Origin of the sequence: Rhizobium leguminosarum, assembly GCF_002953715.1 — a bacterium.
In the GTDB taxonomy this organism is placed as follows: Bacteria; Pseudomonadota; Alphaproteobacteria; order Rhizobiales; family Rhizobiaceae; genus Rhizobium; species Rhizobium leguminosarum_V.
On the sequence record NZ_CP025014.1, the window covers coordinates 103,751 to 126,254 of the forward strand.

The window sequence follows — 22,504 nt, forward strand, 5'->3', positions numbered from 1 at the left end:
TGACAAACCCACCTACGCCCCAATTCTGAGGGGGCGGTGTTGGTCTCTCCGCTGCGGAGGTGCGCCGGCAACCGTCGTTCGGAAGCATTCCTCCTTCCAGATTGCCCCCTTGCAAGTTCCAATTAGCGAGCCATTGACTTCCAATTAGCCGAGAGGTTTGTAGAGCAGCGGGCGGAGGAAGCCCTTTCGGATACTCCGGTCGTCCTCATCGAAGGACCACGCCGAGCCGGCAAGACTACACTTGTCCGAAAGATGGGAGAAGCCGGCCGAACCTATCTCACCCTCGACGATCAGACGGTTCTCGAAGCCGCCCAATCCGATCCTGCCGGCTTCATTCGCGGCCTAGATCGAGCCATCATCGACGAGATTCAGCGTGCGCCAGACCTGCTGCTGGCGATCAAGAAGACAGTCGATGAGGACTATCGTCCGGGCAGGTTTCTGCTTACCGGGTCGGCAAACGTGCTGACTTTACCGCGGATTGCGGACAGCCTGGCGGGGCGAATGGAGACCGTCCGAATGCTGCCGCTGGCAAGGGCCGAGATCGAAGGCCGGACGCCGTCCTTTCTGGAGCACCTTTTCGATGGGAGTCTAAAGAGCCCGTGGAGCTCTATCATCGGAGACGACTTCGTCCAACTCGTTCTGCTCGGGGGATTCCCCGAAGCCATCAGCCGCAACAGCGAACGACGACGGCAAGATTGGGCACGGTCCTATCTGACTTCTATCCTGACGCGAGATCTCCGGGACATTGCCGATGTGGAGAAGCTGACCGAGTTGCCGAAGTTCGTGCGGCTATTGGCCGAACATACAAGCCAATTGGTCAACTATTCGCAGTTTGGCGGCAGTATCAACGTCAGTCACAAGACTGGGCAGCGTTATGTCGGACTGCTCGAACAGGTGTTCCTGGTCGCAACGGTACAGCCTTGGTTCACCAATACGCTGAAGCGTATCGTCAAGACGCCCAAGCTGCATTTCCTCGATTCAGGTCTGTTGGCCAGTGTGCGCGGGCTCACCTTCGACCGAGTGAAGGCGGATCGCGGAACATTCGGCGCGCTGCTGGAGAGCTTCGTGTTTTCCGAAGTTCTGAAGCTAATGACGGCGTCGGAGCTGCGGTTGACACCATATCATTTCCGGGATCGGGACATGCGCGAGGTCGACATCGTACTGGAACGCGACGACGGGATGATCGCTGGCATCGAGGTTAAGGCCAGCGCCACGGTCAAGGCCGGCGATTTCGGAGGGCTCCGCGCACTTGCAGAGGCCTGCGGAGATCGTTTCGCCTTCGGCGTCGTCCTCTACGACAATACAGATGTTGTGCCGTTCGGCGACAAGCTGGCCGCGGTGCCACTGTCCAGCATGTGGGGTTGAGAATGGTCGCAGAAGCCAACGGGAGGACCACCCAGTACGCCAACGTATCAGTAGCCGAGAAAAGAAGAAAAGCGAAAAATTCGGGAAGTCCCTTTCCGGGTATGCCGCTGTAGCGCGATTAATTGGACGAGCGCACCTCAAGGCCGCTCGCGGAAAGGAGATTGGTCAGCAGCTTGGACTATCTCATCGAACTATCGAGCACCGTGTGGAGCGGCTGAAGCAAGGGTTTGACGCACGCTCGACGTCGCAGCTCGTGGCCTTGGCGATTGCAGACGGATTGGAGAGTGCGGATTGATCCGATACCCGGATTGCAGGGCACCCCGGTTGTCAGGGGCTGCGCTGAATGCTACCGCAAGTGTGCAAGCGTTTGTGACGGGGTGTATTCATGAACCGAATGATCATTTTCTTGGTTATTGCCCTTGCGACCGGCACCGCGCATGCAAACGGGCTTCCGTTTTTCCCCAACACGAACGTCCCCGACTACACCGCGAAGCTGGCTGTGCGCGACACATTAGATGGGACGGACTACTGGCGGGTCGTGCAGCACCACAACGGCTGGACGCATGTTGAGGAGACACAAGGTGACGAGACATATATCTGGTATGGGCACTTCTTTCAGAACATTCTTTTGTCAACAGTCAAGAAAGATGGAGAGGAGATCAAGCGCTTCAGTATCAGGCAAGTCGAGCCATCGTATGACTACCTCGGCATCAAGCAGGTCAAGGAAACGAACGACGTGGAGACAGTGGGCGGCGAGGAGTGTCGCTGGCTTCAAATAGTTCGACACGATCCGCCAAGCCCTATTTGGATGACCTGCTTGACCAGCGACGGAATAGAGGTCGCAACCAAGGTTCTCTTTTCCAAGGGTAAATTGATGTCCGAGGCGCGTCTGACCGAGATCAAGCGAGGTCCGGTTCCGGAGGCCGAAGTGTTGCCGCCAAGACAGCTTTTTGACGCAAGCACGTGGCTCAAGCCGCTGCGTACCTACCCGGATCACCCTCCAAGTGCTGTCGACTTCGAGGCGAAATTGGTTACGAGGGCGTCTGACAATTCGTCGATAGACAAGTCTTCTGAGGTGAGTCTGTTGCGACATTATCCATGGTGGTTTCGTCGGCGTGAGGGCAAGGACGGGTCAATCCGGATCGAGGTTTGGAACGAGCTTGAGAACCAGGGTGTTGTCTATTCGTCGTCGAAGATGGAACGCAGAATTGTCGGTGGTCGCTCTTCGCTGGATGCGAAGCGTCCCTTCTCTCGATTCAGCAGCCAAACAGGAATGGAAAATCTGGGTGAGCAGGGCCAGTTTCTTGGCGAAAATTGCACATGGTATAACCTAACGCCGAATATGGCCGGTTCACGTCACAAGCAGTGCATCACGTCCGACGGTATTCCGTTGAAGGACGAGCAGTGGTACGGCAGGAGCGCAGTGGAGAGCTTCGACACGGTGGCGTTTACGCGTCGACCCGTCGACATCGGCGAAATGCAGCCGCCTCGCGAATACCTCGATCCCTCAGCTTGGGGATTTGCACTGCAATAGTGCGTTAGCAGAGACAGCTGCATCGACATACCCAGGACTGACTGCGTGCGATGGCCACGAGGTGCTGGTGAAGTTTCGCCCGAAACCGCAGCTCAATCAAAGCTATTTGATTTGCGAGATGCTTTCGCCCTCCTCGCCTTTAAGCGGTCACTGACGTGATCGTGACATGACAAAGCCGCCACGCTCAAAGAAGACCGTCGGCTATAGCATCAGGTCCTATCGCTTAGCCGGCCTCGTGATCGGCGGGATGATTGCCGATGCCAGCGATGGCGCGGTGGCGGCGCTTCGGCATTGGTTGAAGATCATTTGAAGTATTCCTGGGCCAAAAAAGGCCCCGCGTTTTGAAGCGGGGCTTAGTTCTGGGTTGAGTGGGCCGCACATCGAAGTGTTGGGTGGCTGCGTTTAACAAATCTCCGCACGGCCCGAATGTTTTACTATCAACGGACCCTTTTGTTACCGCGCCGACGGATTTTTTTGATCTTTCATCCGCGAGCATCATTGCCTATGCGAGCGATGGGGCCGTTGCCACCTTGCTGCATAAGATCAACCTGATGCTCGCGCTTTGCTGTATCAAAAATTAGCCCCGCCGAAACGGGGCAACTGGGGAAGGACGGATCGCACAGGAAGAGGGAAGCGGACAACCCCAGTATGGGGCGCCTGTGCGATCCTTGCGGCCTAACTGTAGATTGCCGGAAAAGTTCCTGTGCGGTTCCGGACGACTGAGGGTCCAACCGGCAGGAGAGGGCGGATCGCGAGGATCGCAAGGCCGGTACCCAGCGCCTTCGCGTCGACGCAGCCCGAGCCGGTTGGCGATTTTCAGGCTCAATGTCCTTGGGATGCCTTGCCTCGATGAAGAACGCAAACCCGCGTGATCAAGGCGGCAAGTTGATCGCCCCAAATGATGACATAACGACGGGCGCCTGTGCGGATGAGGATCTCGATCGCTGGAAGCTCGTCGACGTGCTCCGCCGCGTATTCGATGGCTGCCTGCAAAGAGATGAACTCTTTGTTCGCAGTGTCGGGGAACCAGCTGTGGACTGTGATCGGATTGGTGGAATACATCAACATCATTTCAGGCACCTTCGTCTCCACCAGTTTAGCGAGAGTAATGCATATCAGGACTCAACCTGTTGTGTGATGTTGGAAAGCCAAATTTGGTTACCGGTCGGTTCATGCCAGCAGTGACGGGGGATGATTGTTAGCAATTCTCAAGGCGCTGCGAAGTTGTTCTTTGAGCAACTTATCTTTGATTTGCAACGAATATATTGAGGGGCAACGTCTCCGACGTACGTGCTGTAGAATAGGCACTCACTAAATGTATGTTTCCGGCAGTATTTGTGACTACACACTGGGATTGTCTTTGTTATGGTGCGGTTGGCCGCTCGGCGATGTTGCCAACCCCATGCAATTCAATCTCCTGTGCGCTGAGCGGACGTCCAATCGCTCAATTATTGTTCATTTAGTTTCTCGGAGAGATGGTGCCGCAAAGCGCCTGAGCGCCGCCATCGTCGAACGTCGAACGACGGTGGACGACATCAACTCAGATGCTGCCTGATCAGATTGATCAAGGCGTCAGCCGGATAGGGCTTTTGCAACCAACCGATCGGCGAGGCTGCCGCAGCTCTTTTGCGCGTTTCGGGATCGGCGTGGGCGGAGGCGAAGATCGAGCGGACGCCGAGGGTGGCGTTTAACTTTATCGCCGCTTGGATACCATCCGTGTGGCCGGCCAGTCGAATGTCCATGATCGCGAGAGCGGGTCGGCCTGAGGCTGCAATGGACAATGCCTCGCCGGCCGTGGCCGCAATGCCGATGACTTCGAAACCCGCGTCGCGAAGGCGATTTTCAAGCTCGAGCGCGATGAGAAACTCATCCTCCACGATCAGAATGCGTGTTGGATTTCCCCCGCCTGCCGCTCGCTCGGAGCCTGTCGTATCGTTGGGGTCGAGGGGGTTCATGGAGAGAGGCTGTTTCAGTTGCAGGGTTGGTCCGTGAATCGGACGGTGCATAGCGCGCCCGGCCCAGGAGAAACTGAGAACGAGCCACGCAGTTGCCGCACCAATCCGGATATCAGTCCGGTTCCGGAGGAGCGCCGGGCGGTGTCCTTGAAATCGTAGCCGGGACCGCGATCGCGGACCGTCAGGACGTATTCATCGTCTGACCGCATCAGAGAGATCCATATTTCGCACCTGCCGGAATCGTCGCAGCCATGCTTAGCGGCATTCGTGAGCAGCTCGTTGAGAATAAGAGCCAGAGGCATCGTAATGTCGTTCCGCAAGTATCGGGCGTCGACGTCGATGTGGAGCGTGACGTCTTTCGAGAACGCCTGTCTGGCGCTGTCGCACACCGCCCTGACGAAATCACGAGCATACACCCCGGTTCGATCATGCTCGGTGTAAAGAACCTGCTGAGCGGCGGCCATGGCCCCGACACGCTGAGCAGCATCACCTAGAACCGCCCGCGCCTCGGTGCTGTGGCTTTCCCGCTCGGCTGAACGGATCAAGGCGTACAGCATCGTCATGTTGTTTTTAACCCGATGATTGAGCTCGTCGAGGAAGACCCGCTGGTTGCTCTCGGCCAACTTCCGGTCGCTGATGTCAACCAGCATATTCACGGCCCCGACGAGATCGCCGTCAGCATTTCGGATGGGGGTCGGGAACGGGAGGAACGGGAACATCGAGCCGTCGGGACGCTGCGCCATCGCCTCCACGCCGCGCAAAGGCCGGTTTTCCTAGGAGGACCGGCGATGGAAATGCTGGCGGAGATCACCCGCGGCTCGGGCATTACACTCGCTGATCGATCTCGCTCATCAGGACACGCCCACGGATGGCAAGCGATACGTTATCGTCTCCGCGCCAGACAAAAAGCGCTCGAAGGAATTTCGAGACACTTACGGGGGTCGTGAGGAGGGGCGAGACAGTCTCGTTGTCGGCGGCGATAGGGCGTCCCGCCGAGTTTTATTGGAACTGGCTCTGCCCGCAGGGATTAGCTTCACGAGGACAACCCCGGAGAAGACTAATGTCATTCAACGTACTGATTGTCGAAGACCAGCCACTGATCGCCTTGAACCTGCAGGATACGGTGGAAGAGCTTGGCCACCACACCGTCGGCATCGCGAGCAACATGTATCAGGCGCTCTTGCTTTCCACCGGCGCGGACATCGCGCTCGTTGACGTCAATCTTGAAGATGGGCCAACCGGGCCGATCATCGGCCGCACCTTGGCGGATACGGACGTTTCGGTCCTGTTCATGACCAGCGATCCCGGTGCGATCCGAGGCGGCGTGCCTGGAGCGCTAGGCGTCATCCAGAAGCCAGTCCGCGATCTCGAGCTTGTCGAGGCAATCCAATATGTTGCCGATCGGCGGGCTGGGAACACGAACATACCGCCGCCGAAATGCTTCATCGAATTTTCGCCACCCGGCCCGTCCGCTTCGTAGCAAGCTAAACGGCGGGCCGCTCGACATCTCCGGTAGTCCAATCGGTGATGACGACGTTGCGCCCACCAGCCTTCGCTCGAAGAAGGGACGCGTCGGCCCTCTGCATCAGGTTTGTCGACGGTTGCCCGTCTTGTGTTGACGCCACGCCTATCGAGACCGTCACGGTGCCGAGCGGCCGACCCAAGTAGGTGATAGGCGCTCTCTCGATTCCGCTGCGCAGTCGCTCCGCAAGCGACCTCGCCTCCTTCTGGTCGGTGCCTAGCATCACGATCGCGAACTCTTCCCCACCGAACCGATGCACTGCCCCATGATTTCCAGCCACGTCCATCATGATCGCTGCCACCTGGCTCATAACGAAATCGCCCGCGTCATGCCCGAAGTCGTCGTTGAAGTGCTTGAAGTGGTCGATGTCGATCATCATCAGCGCAGCGGGGAGATCAGTCGCCTCCCGGCGCAGTCGATTGAGGTTCTCGTCGAGCGACCGTCTGTTCAGAAGGCCCGTGAGCGGGTCCTTCACCGCGAGGTTGGCCAGTCGATCTCGGAGCTGCAGATTGGCGATGGCTAACCCCAGGTTCTCTGCGATCAACTCGATGTAGACGCGGGCGGCGATCAACTCCAATCCACCGTCGGGACCTTCGAAGTAGAGCATCCCAACCGTGTCGCCATGGGCCGCGAGTGGTATACAGAGGCTTCCGTCTTTGGTCGTTTCGTCCAGATGCTGACACGGGACGTCGCCATGCTCGACCTCGCTGAGATGGGGGCGGCCACGTCGAAGTCCCCAGCACTGAATGGACGGAAACTCGGTGGTCGAGCGGCGTGGAGCACCCCAGGTGCCCGCGGCGCTCAAGACGGTCCGGCCTTCGTTCATGACGAACAGGTGCCCGCGGAGCTCGGGAAAAATCTGCACGGCATAGCGGGCCACCACCGGAGCAAGTTCTGCCTCGTCCTGGCAACCCTGCAGGCGATGCATCAACTGGAGGATCAGATCCTTTATCTGCTGGTCCTTGCGCCGCTCGGCGTCGAGCCTGTCGCGCTCCAATCCGTTGTCTCGGAAGATTTGGATGGCGTCGTTCATGTCGCCGATCTCATCTCGGCGGCCGTCAGCCAGCAGTTCGACGGTGTAGTCCTGTTTGGCCAATCGCCGGACGACGCCGCTCATCTGGTGGAGTGGACGTGCAACCCGCCGCTTCAATACGAAGTAGAGCACGCTCAAGAATACGAGCGCGGTGATTGCCAGAAGCGATTTCGCTATTGCTCCCCAAAGGTCCGCCTTCTCCTTAGCGGAACGAAGGTCTTCCTGTCCTCTCGCGTCGACAAGGTCGGTAAAATGAGCGACGCTAGCCATTAAGTCGGTCTGCGCTTCCTCATGTTCCGGGGAGAAAACCGCTGCTCTTCCGACGTCCTGTTTGCCAGCGGCGAAATCCTTGACGGCTTGCTCCTCGATGGCGTCGAGCACTTCTGCGTCGGCCTCGACTGTCTGCAGGGCCGTCCGCTCCTGGTCGGTCAGGTTCGAGATGACGAGACGCTTTACCGACTGTTCTCGTTCGCGCTCGACCGCATCGACCGCCCGAAAGGCATTCAGGTATCGTTCCTCGCCCTTGATCACGTACAGCCGGGCGTCTTCGGTCGTCTTTTCGGCAGCACTCTGTAGCTGCTCGACCGTTTCATCCAGCTTCCAAGCGGTGGTCGCCGCGTCGCGCTCCATGTCAGCGCTTCTAACCGCCATTATGAACGCTCCACCCGAGATAAGCGTCAGAACTACGGTTGTGGCGTAGGCCCAGTTTGTGATCGTGCTAATCCGCATCCGGCTCGTCCTCGCGTGCAGCTACCGGTTATGGTAGCTGTGCTTATGCGACCGAAGATTAGCGATTTGCGATTTACGTGTGCTTAACGATTTAGGTTCGCATCCGGCGCTATCCTCAAAGAGACAAGGTGGTCCGGAAATGGACGGAGCTCGTTCAACCGGGAACTGCCGGCGAGTCTGGAAAAACGAACGATGGAAAGATTTAGGTGGTCGTCGCCGACACCACCGGCCCTGGGGTCGACACTCCCAAGGTGGATCAAATCTTTGATGCGTTCTTTACGACCAAGCCGGACGGCCTGGGAATGGGATTGTCGATCTGCCGCTCCATCATCGAGGCGCACGCCGTGTCTGCCAGGCAGCTCGCCGGCGGTCGACGGCTTCCCGCCCGCGGGTTGATCGGTACGCCGGCATCAGGGCCTGGGAACGCTCTTCGCGCCCTCGCCGGAGACGTCAAATGTCAAAAAGAGCGACAGCGCTCAGGACTGGGAACAAAGGCCTCCAGTCGAGGTTTAGGATTGCGGCCAGGGCCGCTCTTGTTAAGCCATGGGAGGCTACAGTGCCAAGCGAATTCACAGAATTAAATGGCCCGCCAAGGCCGTCATCGCAAACATCCACGCCATCTCCAAGAGCGCCTGCGCCCCCGCAGGCGGAGCCTTCACTCGCGGACTTGAAATCTAAGTTGGCCGATGATGTCACCGCGGCCAGAGACACCATAAAGGAAGGCGCCGATACCGCCGTCGAAAAGGTCAACGAGGCTATTTCCGAGCAAACCTACTTCGCAGCCCGCCAGGTTGGCGGCATCGCGACGGCGCTTGAGAAGGTCGGCGCGGAACTGGAGGCATCCGACCAGCCAGAGGTCGGACGGTATGCCAGGCAGATCGGACGAAGCGTCCAGACCGCGGCCAAACGAATGGAAGGCAAGGACCTCGGCGAAATCGCGGTGATGGCCGAGGAATTCGGCCGCAAGCAACCGCTAGCATTTCTTGGAATTGCGGCACTTGCGGGCTTGAGTGCAAGCAGGTTTTTGACCGCCTCCGCCAAGCGATCGCCCACGGAAGCGATTGGCCAAACCGTTGCAGTTGGACGCTCGGGGTCATCGGCGACGGGAGGAGAAATCAATGGTTAAGTCTGCCGATAGTAGTACCCCTCTCTCAGAGCTCGTTGGCGGTCTCGTGGCCGATGTCACTGGGCTGCTTCGCAAGGAAATCGATCTCGCCAAGACCGAGGCGTCCGAAAAGTTCTCGCAGGTGCTTAGCGGTGTCGAAGTGCTTGTTTTCGGGCTTGTCCTGGCGATTGGCGCTGTCGGCGTCCTGTTGGGCGCCCTCGTTGGAGGGCTTGCGGCGTTCCTGGTAACCGAGGGTTTTACAGAGACAAGTGCCAGTGCCCTCGCGTCCCTAATCGTCGGCGTCGTGATCGCAGTCATCGCGTGGGCGTTGGTTTCCCGTGGCCTGGCCGCACTTCGTGGAAGCAACTTGAAATTGGATCGAACCGCGACCTCGCTTCGCCGTGATGCCAATGTTGTCAAGGAGAAGATCTGATGGAAACGACAGTTGGAAGAACATCTGCTGACCTTCAGCAGGAGATCGATCAAGATCGCCGGCGGATCGGAGATCGCATCGACGCCATTCAGGAGCGAATGTCGCCAGGCCAGTTGATCGATGAGGTCTTGGCTTATGCAAAGAGCAGTGGCGGGGGAGAGTATGTCAGCAACCTTGGCCAAGCCCTCAAGGAAAATCCCCTGCCTGTCGCGTTGATGGGGGTGAGCCTAGCCTGGCTGATGGCAAAGGGAACCTCCTCTTCAAATGTGCCTGCCAGTTCCCGCACCGCGGCTGAGTATCCCCTGTATCCGGTGAACGGACCGGTCCGCCGTCTTGGCCCTCCCGAGATCGAAAACGGAATGCGCTACAGCCATTTCGCGGACAGCTCCGGCAAGAGGCTGAAAGCGCTGACCGATGAAACCGGACGCCGTGCTGGACACTTCGTCGACGAAGCCGGCAAGACCTACCGTGGGTTTGCGGACGCCAGCGGCAGGCAGATCGATCAGATCAGCGACGAGGTGGGTGCGATGTTCGACGCGGCAACGGGCTGGGCAGCGGAGAGATGGGAGCAGGCAAAAGACGCCGCGAGTGCAGTTGCCGGCTTGGTGTCTGACCGATCTTCTTCGGCGGCGACAAGCCTCCAGGAACAAACCACCAAACTCAATCAGGCGATCCTTACCCAGTTTCGCGATCAGCCCCTGGTCGGCGGTGCATTAGCTTTTGCGGTGGGCGCGGCTATCGGCGCGGCGTTGCCACACACCGACACCGAAGACGAATTGCTCGGTGACGCCGCCGATTCCACGAAAGAGCGGCTCACCGCCGAGGCATTGGATGTTGTCGACCAAAGCAAAGAGGTCGCCTCGGAGGTCTACGAAAAGGCCGCATCGGTCGCGTCAGATGCCCACGACACGGTTAAGGATCGCCTGATCACGGAGGTCGATGCGTTCAAGGCGGGTGCTCAAGGTAATGATCGCACCCCATCGAATTGAGGAGTGCGAGTGGACAAGTTATGTGATTACAGACGAAACGCCGTCGCGGTCGCAGTGAAGGCATTTCTGCCGTCCACGATCCGCGTTGTCCTTGCCGTCGTTGTGATAAGACCTCGGCCGCTGCATCTTCCACGCCTGAAGCCGCGGACGTTACCTGGTCGTCCAGGTGGCGATCGTCAGGCCCGGCCCCATCCAGGGCGACATGGTCCATCCCTATCTCCGACGCTGGGAAGGGAAGGAGAAGGTCGAATTATCCGACGCCGGAACTCGAGGCCGTCCTCGGCAAGACGCTGGGCGTGCCGGTATTTCAGGAATCTGCGATGAGGGTCGCCATGGTCTGCGCCGGCTTATGTCCTAGGGAGAAGAACGTGACCGAGTTCCAGGACATCAGAATAACCGAACTGGCGTCCGGCCAGGCTGAAAGCGGGCCGCTGATGAACATGGTTCTCAACTTGTCTGCCGACGCGCCAGTCGACTGCCCCGACGCGTTCAGGGAAGCGTGGAATCAACCCGCACCCGCGATGAGGCGGCAGGCTGTCGTCGAAGGCAGTAGGCTCACCTCGACTTGCATGGCATACGAACTTCGGGGGCAGATCGACCAATTGAACGAGGTGATATCGGCGACCAACGACGCCTGTCGCCTCGGCACCGAGCAAGCCGAGCTTAGACAGGACGGCGAACTCAGAGACTTGAAGGCCAGCCTGCGATATGACTGAGCACTTACGCATACGATGTGCGCCTCCATCCATGTCGAGCGCATAGGTTTTCCTTTGAAGATAGGGGTGGGCGGTGAGCAGCGCGGAACTTTCGAAGACCACCAAGGCGCCGACCGGCGAACCCTATCGACTTGCAGAGGGGGAGCTTCGCAGCAAGCTGTCGGGCAGCACAATATTGATCCTCATTGGAGTGGCCGTCATCCTCCGGCTGGGCCAGGAGATCTTCGTTCCCCTCGCGCTGTCGCTTCTCCTTTCGTTCACGCTGGCCCCGATCGTCTCTTTCCTTCGCAAGCGCTCTGTTCCAAAAATCGCCGCTGTTCTTCTCGCCGTCGTGTCGGCGTTTTGCGCGATCGCCGTATTCAGCATCGTCGTGGCGACGCAGGTGACGAACCTTGCAGAGAACATCCCCACCTATCAAAGAAACCTGGTCGACAAGGTTCATTCCCTCGCCCAAGCGGGCGCCGGAAACGGCGTCCTCGACCATCTGAGCAGAGCGGTCGAACGTGTCGGCGCCGAGATCCAGACGCGGGCCATCGAAAGCAAGAGCCCGACCGCCCAGACGCCCACGACTCGTGAACCGATGCCAGTCGAGATCGTTACACGTTCCGATCCGATCCAGACGCTAGGCAACCTTCTTCTGCCGCTCATCAGCCCCTTCGCGACCGCTGGTCTCGTGGTCGTGCTGGTGATCTTCATGCTCCTCGAGCGAGAAGACCTGCGCGACCGTTTCATCCGGCTGGTTGGTTTGGGAGACCTTCACCGGACGACCGCGGCTCTCCAGGACGCAGGCAAGCGGGTCGGGCGATACCTGCTGATGCAGTTGGTGGTGAACACGCTCTACGCCGTGCCGATCTCCATGGGCCTGTGGGCGCTCGGCATTCCGAACGCCATCCTCTGGGGGCTGCTCACACTTGTTCTGCGGTTCGTGCCATATATCGGCGCGATTATCGGCATGATCCTTCCGTTGTTTCTGGCCCTCGCGATCGCGCCTGGCTGGTCGCTCGTGGTCTGGGTCGGCGCTCTCTATCTGACGACAGAACTGATCAGCAACAACGTGCTCGAGCCGTGGCTCTACGGGGCCAACACCGGTCTTTCACCTCTGGCGATCATTATTTCGGCGATCTTCTGGTCGTGGCTATGGGGGCCGCTGGGACTGATGCTCTCGACGCCTCTGACTGTCTGTCTGGTCGTGCTCGGAAGACATGTCCCCCAGTTCGGCGTCCTCGATGTCCTGCTTGGCAACGAGCCGGTTCTGGAGCCTCACGAGAAGCTCTACCAGCGTCTGCTCGCGGGCGATCCGAACGAAGCCTCCGACAACGCCGAGGAGTTCCTGCAAGAGGAATATCTCGTCGACTATTACGACAATGTGGGCCTTCCTGCGCTCCTGCTTGGCGAGACCGACCGTCAGCGCGGCGTATTGTCGGAAAACCAGATCATTCTGGTGGCGTCCAGCTCGCTGTCTTTGGTGGAGAACCTGTCGGACATTGCGGAGGAGGAGGAGGAGGAGGAGGAGGACGAGACCGCATCGGACGCCGGTCTCGAAACGGGTTCCGAACTGGAACTTCGCGATGGCCAGGGCCGCTCCTTATTGTGCATCGGAGGCCGCGGCGGTCTGGACGATGCGGCCGCCGCGATGCTTTCGCAGGTGCTGGAGGTCCAGGGAGCAACGTCAACGACGTCATCATATTCCGACCATGCCGCGCGAGGATCTCTCGCTTTTCCCATCGACGGGGTCGACACGGCGATCGTCGTATATCTAAACGGCAATTCGAAGTCTCGCGCCCGTCAGATCGTTCGACGACTGAAGCGACTTAAGCCTGACCTGCGCGTAGGCCTTCTCATGCCGACGGCGAATGGTCTGGACTATGCGCCGATCGACCCGTCCGAGATCGATGCCGACTTCATCGAGACGTCGATAGCGCAGGCGGCCCGATCCGGCCTAGTCATGTCGACGCCCGTGAGTCTCAAAACCGTAGTTCGGAAGATTGCGCGGCGCGGACTGCCTTCCGGCAGGCCATCCGCTGCATCGAATTGAAAATCGGTTCTCCGTGCCTTCTGCAGGCTTGGCATTTTGCGTGCTGCTCTTCGTGATTGTAGTTGTCGGGGCCGAACTTCATATTCTCCTCCTATTTCGCCCCTCCACGGACGTTCACCTCGCATTAGATTTGAGCAGCGTGCCGTGACATCACCAGCCGGACTTAAGTCCGGCTTTCCCTCGGCACGATCCGGCTTAGCTTCTCCTGATCATTGCAAGGGCGTCAGGCTCGTAATCCTTGCGAGGACGTCAGGGAGGTTCAAGCATGTTGCCCAACTCCAGTCAGAACCTCCCTGATGACTCCCCAACGCCGCTATAAATGCAAAATGCTTTGCTTTTGTAGGACACGGATAGAAATCCGAACGGTCGGCGACCTCGAATCCTTGGCGATCAGCCCGTGCGCCTTCGGTGCCGTAGCTACGCTACCTCCGCCTATGCGCCCTCGCGCCATCTGACTGCTGCTTCCGTCCGGTTGCTGGCGCCAAGCTTGGACAGTATTTCGGTCATGTGATGCTTGATCGTTTTCTCCTGCAGGTCCAGGCGGCGCGCGATATGCTTGTTGGAAAGTCCTTCGGCTACCAGTTCGATCACCTCGGTTTCGCGGCGAGTCATTGAAGCCGGTCTGTCGAGAAGACTTTTTTCGGCCTTGGCCCGCATGCTCGACGAGATGTACCTCGAGCCTCCAGCGACCATTCGAATGGCCTCTGCAAGTCCCCGTGATCCGACATCCTTCACAACGTATCCCGCTGCCCCTCGCCGCAGCGCCGCGACCAGGGATTCGACTTCCTCCGAGGCGGTCAGCATCAGGACCTTTGTCTGTGGGCTTCGTGCCAGGATCTCGGAAATCGCGTCGATTCCCCCTCCGGGCATGGACAGATCGAGCAGAAGGACGTCAGGCCTGTGGGACGCCGCCAGCATGGCCGCGTCATCGGCGCTCGCCCCTTCTCCGACAACGACGAAATCATCAATATCGGACAGACTGCGGCTCACCCCTTCTCGAAAAAGAGGGGGGTCGTCCGCGATCGCGATCGTAATGGCTGTCAAGCTGCACTCTCCATCTCCTCGGGCTGAAGAAAAGCCATCTGCGGCCCATCGACTGGCTATTCGGCATGGACATGGCAAGGGTTTGGGAAACGTCCAGAGAGATACCGTAGGAGCGACTGAACACTTTTAGTTAGGCCTGTGTTATATCGTGATTTTGCCGGCCTCAGCGAAACGACATGGTATGCCGGTTCAGATATCTGATCGCATTTGATCGCGACGGCGACGATAAGCTTAACTCCGAGGAGTTCGCGAACTTCAACGAAGTCTTGAAGCCTGGGCTGAAATTGGACGACAAGGGCAACACGACCGTGGACATGAATGCGAAGATGGATCACGACAGCGACGGTTTCGTCGATCGTGAAGAAATGGGTTCGACGGGAGTTTTGATGCCCGCGAATTTGACGGATTCGACATTGAAATCCATGCTCGACTACTTGCACCTGCAGGTCGATCCGGCTGCATTGCAGGCAGCCGCTACTCTTGAGGAAGGTTCTGACAACAATTAGCCAATGAGCGAGGACAGGCTCGGCCACGATCGATCAGTTGCCCCAGCCAATTTGGAACCGATCAAATCGAACCTCGCTCAACGGCTGGTTGGAGGGGCCCAGCCTTACCGAACGAAGAACGACACGAAGCTCGGGGGAATAGTATTGTTCAAAAATGATCGGAGGCAATCCCGTCAGTTCGAGACGGCTGTTGATGGCCCAAACCTTGTAGGAACAAGATGCAATCGTTTCCTCTTCCCAGCGGTCGAACCTAATAATAGTAGCGCCCGAAACGGATTTTTTGCCATTGATGAAAAGTGTCGTCTCGGATTGCCATTTCTTCTTCTGTGGTAGATCGTCTAGCGCAATCGCATTCGCGTATTTCAGCTCATGCGTCCCGCTGGCACTAACTCTCTTTTCGACGAGCAAGGGGTGCAAATATACAGCCGACACCGGCTGCAGTGAGCGGTTGCGCTCCACCAGCTTTTGTTCGGTGAGACCCGGACCGTCCGGCTTGTAGAACACGGAATAGAAAGGCACTTCCCTGGTAAGCAGCACGCCGTATTTGGTTTCGTTAGCGCTCAAGCAATTGCCAAAGGCTGGCGCCGCCCATGTTATTCCAAGCAACAGCGACAAACTTCTCAGCAAGATCGACATTCCAGATATCCCTCATCCAAGTCCGCGACCGTGGCGCTTGGGCGAAATTCCACTGTCTTGAGCATGCCGTCCCATCCACATCGCCGTCTTCATCCAGTTCGTGCACCGGTAAATAGGTATTCGTCTCCATCCCTTCCCGCACGATGAACCTGATCGTGTCGTTTGCGTGTCATGCCGAGCTCGCCAGCTAGGTCGCGCAGGGCGTCCTCGTCATCATCCTCCATCGAGACGGTGCCAGAGTTGCGTAGTCGCAGCGCAGCTCGACGAAGCATGATCTGCAGATCCGCATGCGAGATATCAGCGATCCGGTCGGCGGCGTCTTCGAGCAGGGTGGCGGTGTCGGTGGCGGTCGTGATGTCCGGCCCGGCCGTGATTTTTTGGTGCGATCCCCGCAGCAGGAATCATACTCGATCACTGTATGCTTATGCGGGGTGCGAGGTAAAAATAATAGGCGCAGCCGCCGAGGACGGAACCCACCAGGATAGGCAGACGAAGCGAGTCGTCATTTCCGTATTAGTGGCAGCGCGTTGTCGGTGACCTTCAGAGCGCCACCACCTGCACAAATGATGACGACAAGGCGAAGCCTGGGGCGCCCCAGGCAGAACTGTCCGAGCACAACCGGGTGCTGTATTTGGCTGGCTGCGTAGATGAGCGATACATCGACGCCATACTGGAAGGGGCGGATAGATCGCATGGGTTCAATGTCCGGCGCCGGTATCGCGAAATGACAGGATACCAACGATCTCTCGGATCAAGGCACGGCGTTTGCTAGACAATGCCCACGGACACAGAAAGGCCCGCCGGTAGCACCTGGCGGGCCTCTATCACCGACACATGGCTTCATGCCTTGTCGACGACCTTCTTGACTGTGTCCTTGGCTTGGCCCTTCGCCTGTTGGGCGTCGCCCTTGGCTTCCTGAGCGAGGCCCTTGGCCTGCATTTCCTTATTATCTACTGCCTTACCGACGCCCTGACGGGCCTTACCTGTGAGTTCATTTGCTTTGCCGGTAACTTTGTCCGCTGTGCTGCCCATCGAATTTCTCCTTGTTGGAAACTGAACTGTTTCAGTGAGATACCAACGGGCGCTGAACCATATCGTTCCATCGTTAGGGGCTTGAATGTGGAGGGAGATTTGTGGCCAATTGCTAAAACGAACGGATCGACGGGAGGGTTGAGCTTGCGAGTAAGGGGATTGGGATGGGTCGTATTTGCGGTGTGCCTTGCGGCGTCAGCGAGTGGGCAACTCTCGGCCCAGGAGGTCGGCGAGGCCATCGTCGACGCCACCATCGGCGAATGGCTGATCGCTTCAGAAGATGGCTCCGTTGGCTGTCACATTATTCTGGGCAAAGACAAGACCATCGGCGGTCGCGTGGTGACAGAGGGCAAGACGTGCGAGGCGCCTTGGCACGATGAGATCGCGGCCTGGGATTTCTCGGATCCAGGGATCGTGCTTCGTGATGCAACTAGAAAGCAGCTCGTCGGGTTTCAGGAGCACGAAGGAGGAGCGTGGAAAACACCCATGGACGTCTCACCCGCCATCTATTTCATCCCGCAGCCCGGATCGATGGACCGGATACCGACTGCCAAGGAGGCCTACGGCAACTGGGTTCTAAGCGACAGGAAAGGCAAATCTCTGTGCCATCTATCCCTCTTGGAGACAGTCTCGAAGCGGTTAGACGACGCCAGCGCCGTTGAGCTTGGCAAGGATTGCGCCGCGAGCGTCAAGAAGACCAAAATCGACGCCTGGCAGATTGCAGAGATCCAGCTGGTGATCATCGGAGGGGAGGACTGGGTCTACACGATGACCCCGGACAAGGATGGCTTTGTCTCCGACGACGGCAAGTTCCATCTGAAGCGAGATGAATGACGACAATGGCAACAGCTTTCCTTTCGCAGAAAGGACGCGCATTCGGACGACCCTCTATGTTGTGGCCTTGATTGTCGTCTGGGTGATCTTGGCCGCCGCATTTGCAGCGAATCCGGCGATCATTTGATTGCCGAGAGAACTCGCCGGGCCGGCCGGATCTATAAGGAGCGTTGAGGCACTTGGCGACAGACTGAAAATCTGGGTTGCCCAGGAGATTGCAGTGCCGGCCGTGCCTGCGTCACGGTGAGGTGAGCGTCAGTCGCTTCCACCTCGCACCCGCTCCACGGAAAGACCTCCCGCAGGCAGCGGCTTGAGCAACTGATCCTGGGGTTTCGATAGCGCCAGCCAGTGTCTCCAATCTTCGGGTTTCAAGATAACAACCTGTCGATTGTGGATCGGCTCGACCTCCGGGCTCGGCTTCGTCGTGAGCATCGTCATCGACGCCGGCTGATTGCCTTCTCCTTCGCGCCACAGCCCGGCAATGGCGAACATCGCACCGTCGGCGAGCGTAAACCTATGCTTCGCCTTCGGGTACTTCGTTCCGGTAAACTCGAAGAAGGCCGACGCCGGGATGAGGCACCGTTTGCTCTGTGAGAAATCCCGGTTTTCCGAGACGAAATTAAAAACCGGTCCGCCCTTGCGTCCGGCAGACGGCGGAAAACCGAACTTGGCGGCGAAGAGTTCGAACTCATCGCCAGATGTCCGAACCATCGGGGCGATATCACCGATTTTGATGTCATCGGCCGTGGGTAGATCGAGTTCCGACTGGTGCGCCGGAATGCGTAGGGCGAGAGACTGCATCATCTCGCAGTACTCTTTCCAGCGAATATGTTGTTCATAGTCATTGCACATAGGCGGGACCGCTCGTCAGCCAGGGAGGGTTATCGGCCGGCCTTCTTTCGACCTTTAAGGTCGGCTTCGACGCTCTTCTTCAGGGCGTCCATGATGCTGATGACGTTTGAAGGCTTCGCGGCGTCGTCCTTTTGACCCTTGGCCGCCTTGGACGATTTGGAGGGCTCGAGAGCCTTCTTCTTGGTCGCTATCAGTTTCAACAAGCTCTCTTGGATCGGATCGCTGACCATCGAAGGCGACCATTCATCCATTCGCCGCTTGATCATTTGGGTGATGGCAGCGACGGTCGAGGTGTCAGCCTTCTTCTCGATACCCTGGAAGTATTCCTCCTCAGGGCGGACCTCGTCACCAAAGCGCAGGGTCCAGACCACGATGCCCTTATCGCGCGGTTCGAGGACCACGGCACGTTCTCGACGGCCGATTACTACCCTCGAGACGCCAAGAACGTTTTCTGCCTTCATCGCATCCCGTATGACGGCAAATGCCTCGTTGCCGATCTTGTCGTTAGGAACGAGGTAATGGGGTGTTTCAAGGTAGATCCACTCGATGCTTTCACGCGGGACGAACTTTTCGACATCGATCGTCCGCACGGTCTCCAGGTCAATGGACTCGAGATCTTCGTCGGTCAGCAAAACGTAGTCGTTTTCACCGCGCTCGTAGCCCTTGGCTTCGTTTTCATCCTTGACGGGCTTTCCAGTCACGGAATCGACGTAACGAGACAGGACGCGATTGCCGGTCTCTTTGTTGAGCGTGTGGAACCGGACTTTCTCGCTCTCCGATATCGCCGGGCTCATTGCCACGGGACACGTGACAAGGGAAAGCTTGAGGTAACCTTTCCAGTATGGACGACGGGGTGCCATTGGTGTTTCCTAGCTGGCTTTTCTATGAGTGGTCTTGGCTGTTTTGGGAGCGGCCGCCTTCGTCGTTTTCTTCGCATTCGCGTTCGCAGCCTTGGTCTTGGATTTGGCGGCGGGTTTGACGTCCCCCATTCCAGCGCTTTCGCGCAGGGCCTTCAGAGGGTCATTGGGCTTTGACACCTGAACTGGCTTCGGCTTGGGTAGCGACCGGCCTTCCGACTTCGCCTTCACCAGATCGGCGAGGGCGGCCTCATAACGGTCATCGAATGTCGCCGGATCGAAATCACCCTTCTTCGTGCCGATGATGTGCTTGGCGAGGTCGAGCATTTCTCCCTCTACCTTGATCTCGGGGATCTCCTTGAAGGCCTCCTTGGACGAGCGCACCTCGTAATCGAAATTGAGTGTCGTCGCGATCAGGCCGCGCCCGTGTGCGCGGATAAGAACGGTGCGCATCCGGCGGAAGAGAACCGTTCTGGCTATGGCGGTGACGCTGGCCTTGCTTAGGGCATCCCGAAGGCCCGCAAATGCGTCTTCCGAGACCTCGTCTGTCGGTACCAAATAATACGGCTTGTCGAAATAGACATCGTCGACCTCGGAGCAAGGGAGGAACGCCTCGATCTCGAGCATCTTATCGGAATCCGGGATGACGGCGGTCACCTCTTCCGGGTCGATCATGATGTATTCGCCGTTCTCGATCTCGAAGCCCTTCACCTGGTTTTCCCGCTCGACAGTCTCCTCGGTCTCGCTGTCCACGAACTCGCGGCGTACGGGGTTTCCGGTGGCCTTGTTGATCGTCCGGAAGGTGATGCGATCCGAAGTCGACGCCGCTGTATAAGGCCAACGCCGCAGGTGATTTCCCCGACCTTGATGTGGCCTTTCCATTGAGCCCTATGTGCTGCCATGATTTTCCCTCCGGCCGGAACTTTCGAGTTAACTTGTCGTTCGGCCTTTCGTTCCGAGCCACGGGAGATGTGCATGTCAGAGCCGCATGAAGATGACAGCGAGGTCCTTCAGAAGGAAGAGGCGATCCTGTTTAATGCCGTTCTGATGTGGTTTCGGTTCTATCGGGTCCCCTTCGATGAGCGGGCTTCCGATGTTTTATGCGAGCGGGCGATGTTGCTCTACGCAGAGGGGCGAGGCCAGCGTTATATAGAAGATCATCTCATCCGGACATTTTCAGGTCTGATTGCCATGAGGGTCAACGCTCCGTCGTCGGCTCTAAGCCACTGAACACGTTCTCTAAATGCCACGCGGCCTGGCCAGGTGAGGGCGGTGCAAAGCGATGACATACATCAGCAAGTACGGCTGCTTCCTCAAGGATACGCGCTGATCCGGAACGGTGATGCCATCGCCCCTACTCCTCCAACAAGGCGACTGACGCCATAATGTCCGATTTCACAAGCTACTCGGGCTGGATGTTCCGGGTGCTCCGGGGCAGTTCGTGCAAGCGTTTGGCATGTTTTGAAAAGCCAGAATGCTGGTTGAAGGACGCACTCAGAAAGCCCGCGCCTCGAAAGCCGTCGAGCTGGGTGTAACGTCGACTGATCACCAACTAGGCCGTAAGTCGAGATCGAGGACGGGGGATAGTCTCTGATGGACTGTCGGGCTGCCCGGCATTAGACAAGCGCGTCAGCAGGAGTTTATTGATGCGTGTTGCCGCCATCCTCTTCATAGCCGTGTGCCTATTCCTGGCGGGAGCGACGGCTTCCCGCGCTTATGTGAGCAACTCTAACCTTTGGCTGCTCGCAACCGCGCTTGTTCTCTACACATTAGGCAGTCTTTCGATGATCGCTCTCATGCGGACAAGTGGGCTCTCCCTTGCTATTTCGTTGTCTTCGGTCGCGCAGCTCATCGCCATCAACGCGATCGCCGTTTTGGTTTTCGACGAGCGGCTCAGCTGGCATCAGGCGGTTGCGTCCTCCTCGGGATAGCATCGGTTACGCTCATGGTGATCGGATGAATGGCTCTCAATTGCGTTTCCGTGACTACGGCGGATGGCAGTCGTGGGGCGGACTATTATGGACGAAAAACGTCATGCGGCGATGTGACCGCGATATTGGACAAGAGGCTAGGCCGAAATCAGGCTTGGGTGCTAAGGCGACCTGAACATGTACGATATCATGCTTCTTTTCCTTGCGGGCTTGTTGGCAGGCAGCATGAACGCGTTGGCGGGCGGCGGGTCGTTCGTATCGCTGCCTGCGCTGATATCGGTCGGAGTGCCGTCGGTAGCCGCAAACGCGACAAGCACCTTAGCCTTGTTTCCCGGCGGCATGACGAGCTCGTGGGTCTATCGTGACGGGGTTAAGAGTGTGTGCGGCGTCAATGTCGTGCCCATTGCTATCGTGACGGTGATGGGTGGTGTGGCCGGAAGCATTCTATTGCTGCTAACCCCATCGAGGATTTTCGATGGTATCCTGCCATGGCTTTTGCTGGTGGCGACATTAATGCTGGCTGCAGGTCCGAGGCTTAGCGCCCAGTTGCAGACGCAGGCACGTCCGAGTGTTCTCGCGTTCGCAACGGTTCAGTTCTTTCTCGGTCTTTATGGCGGCTATTTTGGCGGCGCGGTGGGTCTCATGATGCTTGCGGCATGGAGCGCGCTCGGGGGCGGGGACATCAAGAGCCTGAATCCGACAAGAATGGTGATGGTCACTGCCGCCAACGCGGTCGCCGTCGTCGTCTTCGTACTTGCCGGGGTAATCGTATGGCAGGAGTGCATTCCCATGACGATTGGAGCCGTTATCGGCGGGTGGATCGGAGCGCATATCGGACGAAGGCTGCCATCATCGGTCGTTCGGGTGCTAACCCTCGCGGTCGCCTTTTTAACGACCGCGGTGTTCTTTTCGCGAGCTTACCTTTGAGCGGAGTTCCCGTAGCCCTCAGGCTCTCAGTCAATAACTTGCAATTGAAGGAGCCGAAGTCCTCCAAGATGCTCAAGGGGCTCGACGAATTGGATCGCGGGAAAGCGTCGATCCAGCGGATGTGATTGAGAACGCACGAACGATCGACATTGCCGCCGAAGTTGGCGGCACGCGGACGAGCTGGTACCCAGTGTTCGCCTTTCCAAATGCGCGGATTTGCTGGTTCATGGGCGAGAGGCGCGATCCCAGGCTGCTGGATCGCTTAACTAGCGCCCGCAATGCGGCGCGCGTCCTCGAACGCGTAGGGATTGAGGAACTGGCGTCGCCAGTTTCTTGTCTAACGTTGAAGCCGGGCTTCCGATCGAAAGCGATCAGCGCCCATGTCCAGAAGGAACCGAAAGGGAGGCTTTGGGACATCAACCCGCAATATCGCAAGAAATAGATACACATTGTGTATGCGTTTGTGGTA

Annotated in this window: 26 protein-coding genes and 3 pseudogenes; 18 read left to right on the forward strand and 11 right to left on the reverse strand. The window is 58.1% G+C overall.

The window, feature by feature from the left end:
• Positions 1-132: 132 nt before the first annotated feature.
• From CUJ84_RS29980 to CUJ84_RS38440, 3 genes are all read left to right on the forward strand, one after another.
• Positions 133-1,365 carry an ATP-binding protein gene (locus CUJ84_RS29980; RefSeq protein ID WP_105009287.1) on the forward strand — a complete coding sequence of 411 codons (1,233 nt, stop codon included), beginning with the start codon at positions 133-135 and terminating at the stop codon, positions 1,363-1,365.
• A 385-nt stretch (positions 1,366-1,750) separates the two neighbouring features.
• Positions 1,751-2,899 carry a hypothetical protein gene (locus CUJ84_RS29985; protein ID WP_245457609.1) on the forward strand — a complete coding sequence of 383 codons (1,149 nt, stop codon included), beginning with the start codon at positions 1,751-1,753 and terminating at the stop codon, positions 2,897-2,899.
• Between the two features lie 166 nt (positions 2,900-3,065).
• Entirely contained in the window at positions 3,066-3,209 is a 144-nt protein-coding gene (locus tag CUJ84_RS38440; protein WP_018069798.1) for a hypothetical protein, read from the forward strand.
• A 512-nt stretch (positions 3,210-3,721) separates the two neighbouring features.
• On the opposite strand, the gene CUJ84_RS29990 is transcribed toward CUJ84_RS38440, so the two are convergent.
• The 3 genes from CUJ84_RS29990 to CUJ84_RS30000 form a co-directional block, all read right to left on the reverse strand.
• Positions 3,722-3,970: a hypothetical protein gene (locus tag CUJ84_RS29990; RefSeq protein WP_226307206.1), complete on the reverse strand. Its 249-nt coding sequence runs from the start codon at positions 3,968-3,970 to the stop codon at positions 3,722-3,724.
• A 464-nt stretch (positions 3,971-4,434) separates the two neighbouring features.
• A complete protein-coding gene (locus CUJ84_RS29995) occupies positions 4,435-4,854 on the reverse strand; it encodes a response regulator (RefSeq protein WP_245457610.1) in 420 nt (139 codons plus the stop codon).
• Between the two features lie 14 nt (positions 4,855-4,868).
• On the reverse strand, positions 4,869-5,606 hold the full coding sequence (locus tag CUJ84_RS30000; protein ID WP_245457620.1) for a sensor histidine kinase: 738 nt from the start codon (positions 5,604-5,606) through the stop codon (positions 4,869-4,871).
• A 308-nt stretch (positions 5,607-5,914) separates the two neighbouring features.
• Between CUJ84_RS30000 and CUJ84_RS30005 the strand changes: the two genes are divergently transcribed.
• Positions 5,915-6,334 (forward strand): response regulator, encoded by a 420-nt coding sequence (locus CUJ84_RS30005; RefSeq protein WP_105009289.1) that lies wholly within the window; start codon positions 5,915-5,917, stop codon positions 6,332-6,334.
• Between the two features lie 4 nt (positions 6,335-6,338).
• Here the strand turns inward: CUJ84_RS30005 and CUJ84_RS30010 are convergent, their stop codons facing one another.
• Positions 6,339-8,039, reverse strand: a complete 1,701-nt coding sequence (locus CUJ84_RS30010) for a diguanylate cyclase (protein ID WP_348632684.1) — start codon at positions 8,037-8,039, stop codon at positions 6,339-6,341.
• Positions 8,040-8,389: 350 nt separating this feature from the next.
• Here CUJ84_RS30010 and CUJ84_RS39325 point away from each other — a divergent pair, with 350 nt between their 5' ends.
• The 7 genes and pseudogenes from CUJ84_RS39325 to CUJ84_RS30040 all read left to right on the forward strand — a co-directional run bounded on the left by CUJ84_RS39325 (position 8,390) and on the right by CUJ84_RS30040 (position 13,416).
• The gene (locus CUJ84_RS39325) at positions 8,390-8,719 is read left to right on the forward strand and encodes a hypothetical protein (protein WP_348632686.1); all 330 of its coding nucleotides are present in this window, start codon (positions 8,390-8,392) and stop codon (positions 8,717-8,719) included.
• Positions 8,695-9,264, forward strand: a complete 570-nt coding sequence (locus CUJ84_RS30015; RefSeq protein ID WP_105009648.1) for a nutrient deprivation-induced protein — start codon at positions 8,695-8,697, stop codon at positions 9,262-9,264. Before CUJ84_RS39325 ends, CUJ84_RS30015 begins: the two co-directional genes overlap by 25 nt.
• Positions 9,257-9,676, forward strand: coding sequence for a phage holin family protein (locus CUJ84_RS30020; protein ID WP_105009291.1), 420 nt, complete (start codon positions 9,257-9,259; stop codon positions 9,674-9,676). Before CUJ84_RS30015 ends, CUJ84_RS30020 begins: the two co-directional genes overlap by 8 nt.
• On the forward strand, positions 9,676-10,665 hold the full coding sequence (locus CUJ84_RS30025) for a DUF3618 domain-containing protein (RefSeq protein ID WP_105009292.1): 990 nt from the start codon (positions 9,676-9,678) through the stop codon (positions 10,663-10,665). The genes CUJ84_RS30020 and CUJ84_RS30025 overlap by 1 nt, the downstream gene beginning before the upstream one ends.
• A 126-nt stretch (positions 10,666-10,791) precedes the next feature.
• Positions 10,792-11,012: pseudogene (locus CUJ84_RS38445) on the forward strand (hypothetical protein); the annotation flags it as partial.
• Entirely contained in the window at positions 10,986-11,381 is a 396-nt protein-coding gene (locus CUJ84_RS30035) for a hypothetical protein (RefSeq protein ID WP_245457621.1), read from the forward strand. The pseudogene CUJ84_RS38445 and the gene CUJ84_RS30035, both read left to right, overlap by 27 nt.
• Before the next feature lie 73 nt (positions 11,382-11,454).
• Positions 11,455-13,416 (forward strand): AI-2E family transporter, encoded by a 1,962-nt coding sequence (locus CUJ84_RS30040; protein ID WP_105009293.1) that lies wholly within the window; start codon positions 11,455-11,457, stop codon positions 13,414-13,416.
• A 432-nt stretch (positions 13,417-13,848) separates the two neighbouring features.
• Here the strand turns inward: CUJ84_RS30040 and CUJ84_RS30045 are convergent, their stop codons facing one another.
• Positions 13,849-14,460 carry a response regulator gene (locus CUJ84_RS30045; RefSeq protein WP_105009294.1) on the reverse strand — a complete coding sequence of 204 codons (612 nt, stop codon included), beginning with the start codon at positions 14,458-14,460 and terminating at the stop codon, positions 13,849-13,851.
• Between the two features lie 176 nt (positions 14,461-14,636).
• Between CUJ84_RS30045 and CUJ84_RS30050 the strand changes: the two genes are divergently transcribed.
• Complete coding sequence (locus CUJ84_RS30050) at positions 14,637-14,966, forward strand: hypothetical protein (RefSeq protein WP_105009295.1); 330 nt, start codon at positions 14,637-14,639, stop codon at positions 14,964-14,966.
• A 33-nt stretch (positions 14,967-14,999) separates the two neighbouring features.
• Here the strand turns inward: CUJ84_RS30050 and CUJ84_RS30055 are convergent, their stop codons facing one another.
• The 3 genes and pseudogenes from CUJ84_RS30055 to CUJ84_RS38085 form a co-directional block, all read right to left on the reverse strand.
• The gene (locus CUJ84_RS30055) at positions 15,000-15,602 is read right to left on the reverse strand and encodes a hypothetical protein (RefSeq protein WP_105009296.1); all 603 of its coding nucleotides are present in this window, start codon (positions 15,600-15,602) and stop codon (positions 15,000-15,002) included.
• A gap of 64 nt (positions 15,603-15,666) precedes the next feature.
• Positions 15,667-15,958 (reverse strand): annotated as a pseudogene (locus CUJ84_RS38935) (CopG family transcriptional regulator); the annotation flags it as partial.
• 484 nt (positions 15,959-16,442) lie between these two features.
• Positions 16,443-16,634: a CsbD family protein gene (locus CUJ84_RS38085; RefSeq protein ID WP_128409853.1), complete on the reverse strand. Its 192-nt coding sequence runs from the start codon at positions 16,632-16,634 to the stop codon at positions 16,443-16,445.
• Positions 16,635-16,793: 159 nt separating this feature from the next.
• On the opposite strand from CUJ84_RS38085, the gene CUJ84_RS30065 reads away from it, so the two are divergent.
• Both CUJ84_RS30065 and CUJ84_RS39200 read left to right on the forward strand, forming a co-directional pair.
• Positions 16,794-17,468, forward strand: a complete 675-nt coding sequence (locus CUJ84_RS30065; RefSeq protein WP_158686975.1) for an AprI/Inh family metalloprotease inhibitor — start codon at positions 16,794-16,796, stop codon at positions 17,466-17,468.
• Positions 17,461-17,595 carry a hypothetical protein gene (locus CUJ84_RS39200; RefSeq protein WP_281023759.1) on the forward strand — a complete coding sequence of 45 codons (135 nt, stop codon included), beginning with the start codon at positions 17,461-17,463 and terminating at the stop codon, positions 17,593-17,595. Before CUJ84_RS30065 ends, CUJ84_RS39200 begins: the two co-directional genes overlap by 8 nt.
• A gap of 128 nt (positions 17,596-17,723) precedes the next feature.
• On the opposite strand, the gene CUJ84_RS30070 is transcribed toward CUJ84_RS39200, so the two are convergent.
• The 3 genes and pseudogenes from CUJ84_RS30070 to CUJ84_RS30080 all read right to left on the reverse strand — a co-directional run bounded on the left by CUJ84_RS30070 (position 17,724) and on the right by CUJ84_RS30080 (position 20,079).
• Complete coding sequence (locus CUJ84_RS30070; protein ID WP_105009298.1) at positions 17,724-18,320, reverse strand: SOS response-associated peptidase; 597 nt, start codon at positions 18,318-18,320, stop codon at positions 17,724-17,726.
• A 29-nt stretch (positions 18,321-18,349) separates the two neighbouring features.
• Positions 18,350-19,180 carry a Ku protein gene (locus CUJ84_RS30075; protein WP_105009299.1) on the reverse strand — a complete coding sequence of 277 codons (831 nt, stop codon included), beginning with the start codon at positions 19,178-19,180 and terminating at the stop codon, positions 18,350-18,352.
• Between the two features lie 9 nt (positions 19,181-19,189).
• A pseudogene (locus tag CUJ84_RS30080) lies at positions 19,190-20,079 on the reverse strand (Ku protein).
• A 73-nt stretch (positions 20,080-20,152) separates the two neighbouring features.
• Between CUJ84_RS30080 and CUJ84_RS30085 the strand changes: the two are divergent.
• The 4 genes from CUJ84_RS30085 (at position 20,153) to CUJ84_RS38940 (ending at position 22,477) form a co-directional block, all read left to right on the forward strand.
• Complete coding sequence (locus tag CUJ84_RS30085; protein ID WP_105009300.1) at positions 20,153-20,407, forward strand: hypothetical protein; 255 nt, start codon at positions 20,153-20,155, stop codon at positions 20,405-20,407.
• A 416-nt stretch (positions 20,408-20,823) separates the two neighbouring features.
• A complete protein-coding gene (locus tag CUJ84_RS30090) occupies positions 20,824-21,108 on the forward strand; it encodes a hypothetical protein (RefSeq protein WP_245457611.1) in 285 nt (94 codons plus the stop codon).
• Positions 21,109-21,285: 177 nt separating this feature from the next.
• Positions 21,286-22,035: a sulfite exporter TauE/SafE family protein gene (locus tag CUJ84_RS30095; RefSeq protein WP_105009301.1), complete on the forward strand. Its 750-nt coding sequence runs from the start codon at positions 21,286-21,288 to the stop codon at positions 22,033-22,035.
• A gap of 121 nt (positions 22,036-22,156) precedes the next feature.
• Positions 22,157-22,477, forward strand: a complete 321-nt coding sequence (locus tag CUJ84_RS38940) for a hypothetical protein (RefSeq protein WP_245457612.1) — start codon at positions 22,157-22,159, stop codon at positions 22,475-22,477.
• The last annotated feature ends 27 nt before the right edge of the window (positions 22,478-22,504 follow it).

What these genes read in the sequence shown, in the direction of transcription:
- CUJ84_RS30090 (WP_245457611.1), top strand. Translation starts at nt 20,824, where the DNA reads ATGCGTGTTGCCGCCATCCTCTTCATAGCCGTGTGCCTATTCCTGGCG.
- CUJ84_RS30075 (WP_105009299.1), bottom strand. Translation starts at nt 19,180, where the DNA reads ATGGCACCCCGTCGTCCATACTGGAAAGGTTACCTCAAGCTTTCCCTT.
- CUJ84_RS38440 (WP_018069798.1), top strand. Translation starts at nt 3,066, where the DNA reads ATGACAAAGCCGCCACGCTCAAAGAAGACCGTCGGCTATAGCATCAGG.
- CUJ84_RS30055 (WP_105009296.1), bottom strand. Translation starts at nt 15,602, where the DNA reads ATGTCGATCTTGCTGAGAAGTTTGTCGCTGTTGCTTGGAATAACATGG.
- CUJ84_RS29990 (WP_226307206.1), bottom strand. Translation starts at nt 3,970, where the DNA reads ATGATGTTGATGTATTCCACCAATCCGATCACAGTCCACAGCTGGTTC.
- CUJ84_RS30025 (WP_105009292.1), top strand. Translation starts at nt 9,676, where the DNA reads ATGGAAACGACAGTTGGAAGAACATCTGCTGACCTTCAGCAGGAGATC.
- CUJ84_RS29995 (WP_245457610.1), bottom strand. Translation starts at nt 4,854, where the DNA reads ATGAACCCCCTCGACCCCAACGATACGACAGGCTCCGAGCGAGCGGCA.
- CUJ84_RS30010 (WP_348632684.1), bottom strand. Translation starts at nt 8,039, where the DNA reads ATGGAGCGCGACGCGGCGACCACCGCTTGGAAGCTGGATGAAACGGTC.
- CUJ84_RS30095 (WP_105009301.1), top strand. Translation starts at nt 21,286, where the DNA reads ATGTACGATATCATGCTTCTTTTCCTTGCGGGCTTGTTGGCAGGCAGC.
- CUJ84_RS30050 (WP_105009295.1), top strand. Translation starts at nt 14,637, where the DNA reads ATGGTATGCCGGTTCAGATATCTGATCGCATTTGATCGCGACGGCGAC.
- CUJ84_RS30020 (WP_105009291.1), top strand. Translation starts at nt 9,257, where the DNA reads ATGGTTAAGTCTGCCGATAGTAGTACCCCTCTCTCAGAGCTCGTTGGC.
- CUJ84_RS29985 (WP_245457609.1), top strand. Translation starts at nt 1,751, where the DNA reads ATGAACCGAATGATCATTTTCTTGGTTATTGCCCTTGCGACCGGCACC.
- CUJ84_RS39200 (WP_281023759.1), top strand. Translation starts at nt 17,461, where the DNA reads ATGAATGACGACAATGGCAACAGCTTTCCTTTCGCAGAAAGGACGCGC.
- CUJ84_RS30085 (WP_105009300.1), top strand. Translation starts at nt 20,153, where the DNA reads ATGTCAGAGCCGCATGAAGATGACAGCGAGGTCCTTCAGAAGGAAGAG.
- CUJ84_RS30070 (WP_105009298.1), bottom strand. Translation starts at nt 18,320, where the DNA reads ATGTGCAATGACTATGAACAACATATTCGCTGGAAAGAGTACTGCGAG.
- CUJ84_RS30005 (WP_105009289.1), top strand. Translation starts at nt 5,915, where the DNA reads ATGTCATTCAACGTACTGATTGTCGAAGACCAGCCACTGATCGCCTTG.
- CUJ84_RS30035 (WP_245457621.1), top strand. Translation starts at nt 10,986, where the DNA reads ATGAGGGTCGCCATGGTCTGCGCCGGCTTATGTCCTAGGGAGAAGAAC.
- CUJ84_RS38085 (WP_128409853.1), bottom strand. Translation starts at nt 16,634, where the DNA reads ATGGGCAGCACAGCGGACAAAGTTACCGGCAAAGCAAATGAACTCACA.